The sequence below is a fragment of the Stenotrophomonas sp. P5_A8 genome (genome assembly GCF_056400545.1).
In genome coordinates, this window is the sequence record NZ_JBFULB010000173.1 from 1 (window position 1) to 8,003 (window position 8,003).

Below are 8,003 nucleotides of genomic sequence, written 5' to 3' on the forward strand. Positions count from 1 at the left end.
GTGCTGGCGGGCGCAGTCGTTCAGAAGTCCTGCTGCAGGCTCAGGTAGGCGCCGCGACGCGGACCCCACTGCGGGGCGAACACGCCGATACCGCCGCCGTCGCGGAGTTGATAGCTGCGGTCCAGTGCGTTGACCAGCGCCAACTGCGCGTGCAGCGGGTGGCCGCTGTCGGCGTTGAAGTCGTGCGCCGCGCTGAGGTTGACCTGCAGGTAGGACGGCAGCGCACCGCCATTGGGCACGCCCTCGATGTCCGAACGCAGGCCGCTGCCATACACGTAGTTCGCCCCGACCCGGTTGTGGCCGGCGAAGGCGTAGCTGACGCCGCCGGACGATGTCAGTTTCTGGTCGTGGTCCAGGTGGATCCAGTTGTCCTCCACGTAGGCCAGCGCTTCCGGGTCCAGGTTGTACTGGCCGGTGATCACCTGCTTGCCCATCGCCTTGTTGTAAGCCGCATTGAAATACGCACTGAGCGGGCCATTGCTGTAGTCGGCGCTGAACTCCACGCCGTGCACGTGGCCGTAGCGGTAGTTGAAGGTGGAGTAGATGTAGGCCGCGCCGAACTGGCCTTCGTCCTGCAGGCGGTCGACCTTGCGGTCGTACGCGTCCAGGCCCAGGGTCAGGTGCTCGCCAACCTGCTGGGAGACACCCACGTCGTAATAGTCGCTGCGTTCGGACAACGGCGTGGTGCTGCCGACGGTCGGCTGCTGGTTGGTGGTGCCGTCGTAGCGCGCGATGTCACTGCTGGCGACCAGCTCGCTGGCCGGTGGGGTGAAGTAGCGCGAGTAGCCGGCATGCACGGTGGTGCTGTCGCTGGCGTTCCAGACCACGCCCAGGCGCGGGCTGAGCTGACCTTCGGTGCCGCCGAAGGCCTTGTAGCGGTCTGCGCGCAGGCCGTAGTTGACCGTCCAGTCCTGGCCGACCCGCCATTCGTCCTGCACGTACGCCGCCGCGGTACTGGCATGGAAGGCGCTGGCATCGGTGATCACGATCGGGGTGGTGCTGGCCTGGTTGCCGTCGGCGTCGACGGGGAACACCCAGGCGGTGCTGCCCGCGCGCGCGCGTTCGCTGTTGCCGTACAGGCCATAACGCAGGGTGTGGTTGTCGCCCAGCGGCGTCGAGAAATCGGCCTGCACGGTGCTGGCGCGGTTGTTGCGGTCCACCCGTGAGGCCACGCCATCGAAGATCAAGTCGCCGGCCACGTCCGGGTTGAAGGCCAGGTCGCTGTAACGCTGCCCGGCCGACACCTGGTAGGCGGTCTGGCCGAGCGTGCCCTGCAGCACGAGCATGCCGAAGCGGGTGGTCTCGCGCTGGGTTTCATCCAGCTGTGCCGAGTCGGCCTGGACGGTATCCAGATAGCCGAACTGTGGCGTCTGGCCGGGGTTGACCGGGATCTGGAAGCGGTTGTTGGCAAAGCCGGCGAACAGGCTCAGGCGGGTGGTGTCGTTGACCAGGTAGGTCAGGTCGGCGAACGCCTTGCCCTGGTGGGTGTCGTCATGATCGGGCCGGCGCGAGGCGGTGGGGTTTTCCAGGCCGACCTCGTTCTGGTTGTAGTTGCCGGTCAGGTACCAGCTCCAGCGGCCCTGGTTGCCCCACCACGAGGCGTTGGGGTTGATCGTGCCGAACGACCCGGCGGTGATGCCGGCGCTGCCACCATTGCCCAGCTCGGCGCCGCTGCGGGTGGTGATGTCGACCACGGCGGCGGTGCGTTCGCCGAACTGGGCCGGCAGTGCGCCGTCCATCAGGCGGATGCTCTTGATGGTGCGGGCGTCCAGGGTCTGGCCGAAGCCGGAGATCGATTCGGGCAGCAGCACGCCGTTGAGGCGGTACTGCAGGTTGGCGTGGTCGCCGCGCACGTGGACCCCGCCGTAGCTGTCCTGGACCACGCCAGGGGCCTGCAGCAGCACCTGGCTGAGCGGGGCCGATGCCCCCAGCGGCTGCTTCTGGATGTCCTCGGCGGTGATCTGGTACTGGCTGCTGCCGATATCGGGGGAGAGGGCGTTGCGGGCCAGGTCGAGTTGGGCGCTGACGGTGACCGCGTCCAGGTCGGTGACTGCCGGGGTGGCGGTGTCGGCCGGGGCAGCCAGGACAGGCAGGCTGGCCAACGCCAGGGCGAAGGCGATACCGCTGGCAAGAAGGGATGGCTTCATGGGGAGCACTTGATTGACTGGGCGTGGGGGGAGGGGGGCGGCCTGGCGAGTGTTACTCCGTAACAAATCATGCGCCTGTCCAGCGTCCGGCGGGAATGCCGTTCCGGGCGACGGGCGCCGTCCGTTTTCCACCGTTCAGCTGGCGCCGTTGCGCAGCAGACGCTTTGCGCCAGCGACGCGCTCTGCGACCATGGCGGGTCCCCACCCCCTCGGAAGTCTGTGATGAGCCCGTCCGCACCGCCCGTAGTCGATCCTGCCGCCACTGCCGCCGCCGACAGCGCTGCCTGGTCGCCGGAGAGCTGGCGCGGCAAGACCGCGCTGCAGATGCCGACCTATCCCGACCCGCTGGCCCTGGACGCGGCGCTGCACGAACTCAAGCGTCTGCCGCCGCTGGTGACCTCCTGGGAAATCCTGTCGCTCAAGCAGCAGCTGGCCGACGCCCAGGAAGGCAAGCGCTTCCTGCTGCAGGGCGGCGACTGCGCCGAGAACTTCAGCGACTGCGAATCCACCACCATCTCCAACCGGCTCAAGGTGCTGCTGCAGATGAGCCTGGTGCTGGTGCACGGCATGCGCAAGCCGGTGATCCGCGTCGGCCGCTTTGCCGGGCAGTACGCCAAGCCGCGCTCGGCCGATACCGAGACCCGCGACGGGGTGACCCTGCCCAGCTACCGCGGCGATGTGATCAACGCGCCGGAGTTCACCGAGGCCGCGCGCCTGCCCGACCCGCGCCGCATGCTGCAGGCCCATGCGCACTCGGCGATGACCATGAACTTCGTGCGCGCCCTGATCGACGGCGGCTTCGCCGACCTGCACCATCCCGAGTACTGGAACCTGGAGTGGGTGCGTCATTCACCGCTGGCCAGCGACTACCAGCAGATGGTGGCCTCGATCGGCGACGCGGTGCGCTTCATGGAAACCCTGTCCGGTTCGCAGGTGTACAACCTCAACCGGATCGATTTCTACACGTCACACGAAGCGCTGCTGTTGCCCTACGAACAGGCGCTCACCCGCCAGGTGCCGCGCCAGCACGGCTGGTTGAACCTGAGCACGCATTACCCGTGGATCGGCATGCGCACCGCTGCACTGGATGGCGCGCATGTGGAATACCTGCGCGGCGTGCGCAACCCGATCGCGATCAAGGTCGGCCCGTCCGTGCAGCCGGACCAGCTGCTGCGCCTGATCGACGTGCTCAACCCCGATGACGAACCGGGTCGCCTGAGCTTCATCCATCGCATGGGCGCGGCGCAGATCGCCGAAAAACTGCCGCCGCTGCTGGACGCGGTCAAGCGCGATGGCCGCCGCGTGCTGTGGGTGTGTGATGCGATGCACGGCAATACCGAAAGCACCAGCAACGGCTACAAGACGCGTCGCTTCGACAACGTGCGGGGCGAGGTGGAGCTGTCTTTCGACCTGCACGCCGCGGCCGGCACCCGCCTGGGGGGCGTGCACCTGGAGTTGACCGGTGAGGATGTGACCGAATGCACCGGCGGCGCACGCGAGCTGACCGAGCGCGATCTTGAACGTGCGTACCGCTCGTCGGTGGACCCGCGCTTGAACTACGACCAGTCGCTGGAGATCGCCATGGCGATCGTGCGCAAGCAGCAGCTTTACGCGGCCTGACGCTACGCTGCCCAGCCGCGCGTGGTGGCTGCGCCAACAGGGCGTTGTCCACGCGCGGCTTACATTCGCCTGACATGCGGGTAATGGCCGTGCAGGCACGCTGTCGACTTCCTTGGAAGATCGCTGGAGCGTGCAGTGAGGGTGGACTGGCAGCAAGCGGCGTTGTATCTGTGGCCGATCGGCATCGCGCTGGCGGTGGGACTCACCGGGTGGTGGTTGTTGATGGCACTGACCCGCAGGCTCAAGGGGCGTGACTACCGGCGCGCGCGCATCGGTCGGGTGATCAGTCGCCCGATGGCGTTCGCGTTGCCGCTGCTGGTGTTGATTCCTGCATTGGAGGCGACGCCGTTGCAGGGCCATTGGCTGGACCAGTCGCTGCGCCTGCTGCACATCGGCCTGACCGCCTGCGTGATCTGGCTGCTGGTGCGTGCCGTCGCCGCCGGCGAGGACGCCATCCTTCGCGACAATCCGATGGAAGTGGCCGACAACCTGGAAGCACGGCGCATCCAGACCCAGACCCGCGTGCTCAGCCGGGTGTTGATGGGCGTGATCATCCTGGTCGGCGTCTCGCTGATCCTGCTGACCTTCCCGATGGTGCGCCAGATCGGCACGGCGCTGCTGGCCTCGGCCGGCATCATCGGCCTGGTGGCGGGCATCGCGGCCAAGCCGGTATTCGGCAACCTGATCGCAGGCCTGCAGATCGCGCTGACCCAACCGATCCGGCTGGACGATGTGGTGATCGTGGAAGGCGAATGGGGCCGGGTGGAGGAGATCGGCAGCAGCTACGTGGTGGTGCGGATCTGGGATGAGCGACGCATGGTGGTGCCGCTCACCTGGTTCATCGAGCACCCGTTCCAGAACTGGACACGCCGCAGCGCCGATCTGCTCGGCACCGCGTTCCTGTGGCTGGACTATCGGGCCCCGATCCCGGCGATACGCGCCGAGCTCGAACGCATCTGCAAGGGCGAATCACTTTGGGATGGACGGGTCTGCGTGACCCAGGTGACCGAGACCACCGAGCACACGTTGCAGGTGCGCCTGCTGGTGAGTGCGCGCAGTTCCGGTGATGCCTTCGACCTGCGCTGCATCGTGCGCGAACGCATGCTCGACTTCCTGGCGCGCGAGCACCCACAGGCACTGCCGCGCACCCGCGCCGAGCTGTTGCAGCAACCCGACCCGGTGCAGCGGCCGCGCTCGACGCCGGCCGAGGACGTCCGTTCGCCGGGCGCCGAAGACGGCGCGCCGGCCATCCTTCCAGAGCCCACCAACGGATAATGCCGTCCCCGCGTCCCCGCGTCCCCGCGTCCCCGCGTCCCGGTAGTGCCGGCCGTTGGCCGGCTCCTCGCAGCGTCGGGTGTCACGCAGAGCCGGCCAGCGGCCGGCACTACCGAACCGCTCAGGGTGGGCCGGGGTTGGCCAGCAGGCTGTCGGTCTTGAAGCGCGGCGGACGCCGGGCGCGCGTGCGCTGTTCGTAGGCGTACGCAAGCTCGATCAGGCGCGGCTCGCTCCAGGCGGTGCCCATGAACAGCAGGCCTAGCGGCAGGCCGTTCACGTGGGCCATCGGCACGCTCAAGCTCGGGTAACCGGCCACGGCAGCAGCGCTGTAGCTCTCGCCGGGGAAGTCGTCGCCGGCGCCAGCGCGGATCGGCCAGGCGGTGCCGGTGGTCGGTGCGATCAGGGCATCCAACTGTTGCGCGCGCAGCGCTGCATCGATACCCTCCGGACCGGCCAGGCGGCGCGCCTCGGTGCGGGCGGCGATGTACTCTGGGCTGCCCAGCCCGCCGACCGCCGCCGCCGCTTCTATCAGGTCCTGGCCGAATGGCAGCAGCTCCTTGTCGGCGTGGCTACGGTTCCACGCGATGACCTGGTCCAGGTCGCGCACCGGGGCCTTGTAGGTGGTCAGATAGCGCTGCAGGCCGGCCTTGAACTCATGCAGCAGCACGAGGCGTTCGGCGTCCTGCCATTGGCCCTGGGTCGGCAGCTGCACCGGTACCACCACCGCGCCGGCCTCGCGCAGCACGGCGATGGCGTGCTGCAGCGCCGGGCCGATGCCCGGCAGCTGGTCGAGCGGGCCATACAGCACGCCGATACGGGCGCCGCGCAGGCTGTCCGGATTCAACCGTGAGGTGTAGTCGTACACCGCGCGCCCGGGCATGGTCGCGGTGGCCGGATCGGCCGCGTCGCGGCCGGCCATCGCGGTCAGCAGCGCGGCGGCATCGGCGACGCTGCGCGCCATCGGGCCGGCGGTGTCCTGGCTGAAGGAAATCGGGATGATGCCTTCGCGGCTCACCAGTCCGACGGTCGGCTTGAGTCCGACCACGCCGTTGATCGCCGCCGGGCAGACGATGCTGCCGTCGGTCTCGGTACCGACCGCCGCAGCGGCCAGGTTGGCCGACACGGCCACCGCGCTGCCGCTGCTGGAGCCGCAGGGGTTGTGGCTGAGGCGATAGGGGTTGCGGGTCTGCCCGCCGCGCGCACTCCAGCCGGAAATCGACTGGCTGGAGCGGAAATTGGCCCACTCGCTGAGGTTGGTCTTGCCCAGGATCACCGCGCCGGCCGCGCGCAGGCGGGTGACCAGGAAGGCATCGTCGGGGCGGAACGTGGCCAGTGCCAACGAGCCGGCGCTGTTGCTCATCGGGCGTGCGCCGATGTTGTCCTTGAGCAGCAGCGGAATGCCATGCAGGGGCCCGCGCAGTTGTCCGCGCTGGCGTTCGGCATCGCGCGCGGCCGCTTCCTTGAGGGCGTCGGGGTTGAGTTCGATCACCGCGTTCAAGCGTGGACCGGCACGATCCAGCCGTGCGATCCGTTCCAGATAGGCGCCGGTCAGATGCACGCTGTCCAGGGCACCGGCAGACATCTGCGCCTGCAGATCGGCGATGTCGGTCTCGGCATAGAGGAAGGGAGAATCGAGTGACGTCGTCGGCAGGGCGGCGCGCGCTTCGCTGGCATGCACCGGTGCCGGCGCAGGGGCGCAGCCACACAGTGACATGAGCATCAGCATCGATGTCAGCGTCAGACGCATGAGGGTGTCCCGGGAACCGGCGCTCAGGCTAACCAGCCGGTGCCACGCTTGGCAACTCAGTGCAGGGCGTTGAGCTTGCGGTGGCGTTTGCGGATATCGCGGGCGAGCACGCCGACCACGATCAGATTGATCACCAGGACCGACCATGAAGCCCAGCCAGGGTGACGGACGATGGCGTAGATATCGAACGGCAGGTAGATGCCGGCGGTGACGCAGCCCAGCCAGGAGGCCCAGGCTTTGGCACGCCAGAGGCCCCAGGCCTCGAAAAGATGCAGCACCCCGTAGGCCACCATGGCCGCGGCGGCCAGGTGCACCGCGTCGGGGCTGATCATGTTGAGCAGCGAGGGCAGGGTGCCGTGATCCGGGTCCAGGCTGAAACGCCGGATCAGGGCATTGACCGCATCCCGCAACGGCTGCGGACCGAGCATTTCCAGCCCGGTCGCCGCCAACAGCGCCAAGGCCGCCTTGCTGGCTTCCAGCAAGGCGATCAGGTGCAGACCCGGATGCTTGTGCGGATCCGGGTTGTAGGGCTTGTCGGTCACGACAGGATCCTATCAGCCGCCGCGCGACGCCTTCTTGCGGTCGCTTTCGGTCAGCCCCTTCTTGCGCAGGCGGATTTCCTTCGGGGTGATTTCGACCAGCTCGTCGTCCTCGATGAAGTCCAGGGCCTGTTCCAGCGAGTACTTGATCGCCGGGGTCAGCTGGATCGCATCGTCCTTGCCCGAGGCGCGCATGTTGGTCAGCGGCTTGGTCTTGATCGCGTTGACGGTCAGGTCGTTGTCCTTGGAGTGGATGCCGACCAGCTGGCCTTCATACACATTGTCGCCTTCCGCAGCGAACAGCTTGCCGCGTTCCTGCAGCGGCCCCAGGGAGTACGCCGGGGTAGCACCCGGAGCATTGGCGATCATCACGCCGTTCTGGCGCTTGGCGATGGAACCCTGTTCCTTCGGGCCGTAATGGTCGAACACGTGGAACAGCAGGCCAGAACCCTGGGTCAGGGTCTTGAACTCGTTCTGGAAGCCGATCAGGCCACGGGCCGGGATCTGGTATTCCAGGCGCACACGGCCCTTGCCGTCCGGCTCCATGTTCTTCAGCTGGCCCTTGCGGGTGCCCAGCTTTTCCATGACGCCGCCCTGGTGCTGCTCTTCGATGTCCACCACCAGCTGTTCGATCGGCTCCATGGCCTGGCCGTCGATCTGCTTGATGATCACTTC

The 8,003-nt window shown here is 67.8% G+C and carries 6 protein-coding genes; 2 read left to right on the plus strand and 4 right to left on the minus strand.

Annotation, left to right across the window (positions count from 1 at the left end; translation table 11 throughout):
- Positions 1–20: 20 nt before the first annotated feature.
- Entirely contained in the window at positions 21–2,147 is a 2,127-nt protein-coding gene (locus tag AC1DQP_RS12810; RefSeq protein ID WP_478051727.1) for a TonB-dependent receptor, read from the minus strand.
- Between the two features lie 222 nt (positions 2,148–2,369).
- Between AC1DQP_RS12810 and AC1DQP_RS12815 the strand changes: the two genes are divergently transcribed.
- Both AC1DQP_RS12815 and AC1DQP_RS12820 read left to right on the plus strand, forming a co-directional pair.
- Positions 2,370–3,767: a class II 3-deoxy-7-phosphoheptulonate synthase gene (locus tag AC1DQP_RS12815; protein WP_457318460.1), complete on the plus strand. Its 1,398-nt coding sequence runs from the start codon at positions 2,370–2,372 to the stop codon at positions 3,765–3,767.
- Between the two features lie 135 nt (positions 3,768–3,902).
- On the plus strand, positions 3,903–5,042 hold the full coding sequence (locus tag AC1DQP_RS12820) for a mechanosensitive ion channel family protein (protein ID WP_478051728.1): 1,140 nt from the start codon (positions 3,903–3,905) through the stop codon (positions 5,040–5,042).
- A gap of 121 nt (positions 5,043–5,163) precedes the next feature.
- Here AC1DQP_RS12820 and AC1DQP_RS12825 read toward each other — a convergent pair whose 3' ends face one another.
- The 3 genes from AC1DQP_RS12825 to AC1DQP_RS12835 form a co-directional block, all read right to left on the minus strand.
- Entirely contained in the window at positions 5,164–6,789 is a 1,626-nt protein-coding gene (locus AC1DQP_RS12825; RefSeq protein ID WP_457318458.1) for an amidase, read from the minus strand.
- A gap of 56 nt (positions 6,790–6,845) precedes the next feature.
- The gene (locus AC1DQP_RS12830; protein ID WP_256776233.1) at positions 6,846–7,331 is read right to left on the minus strand and encodes a DUF2127 domain-containing protein; all 486 of its coding nucleotides are present in this window, start codon (positions 7,329–7,331) and stop codon (positions 6,846–6,848) included.
- Positions 7,332–7,343: 12 nt separating this feature from the next.
- On the minus strand, positions 7,344–8,003 hold a 660-nt coding region (locus AC1DQP_RS12835; RefSeq protein ID WP_478051729.1), incomplete at its 5' end, for a large ribosomal subunit assembly factor BipA.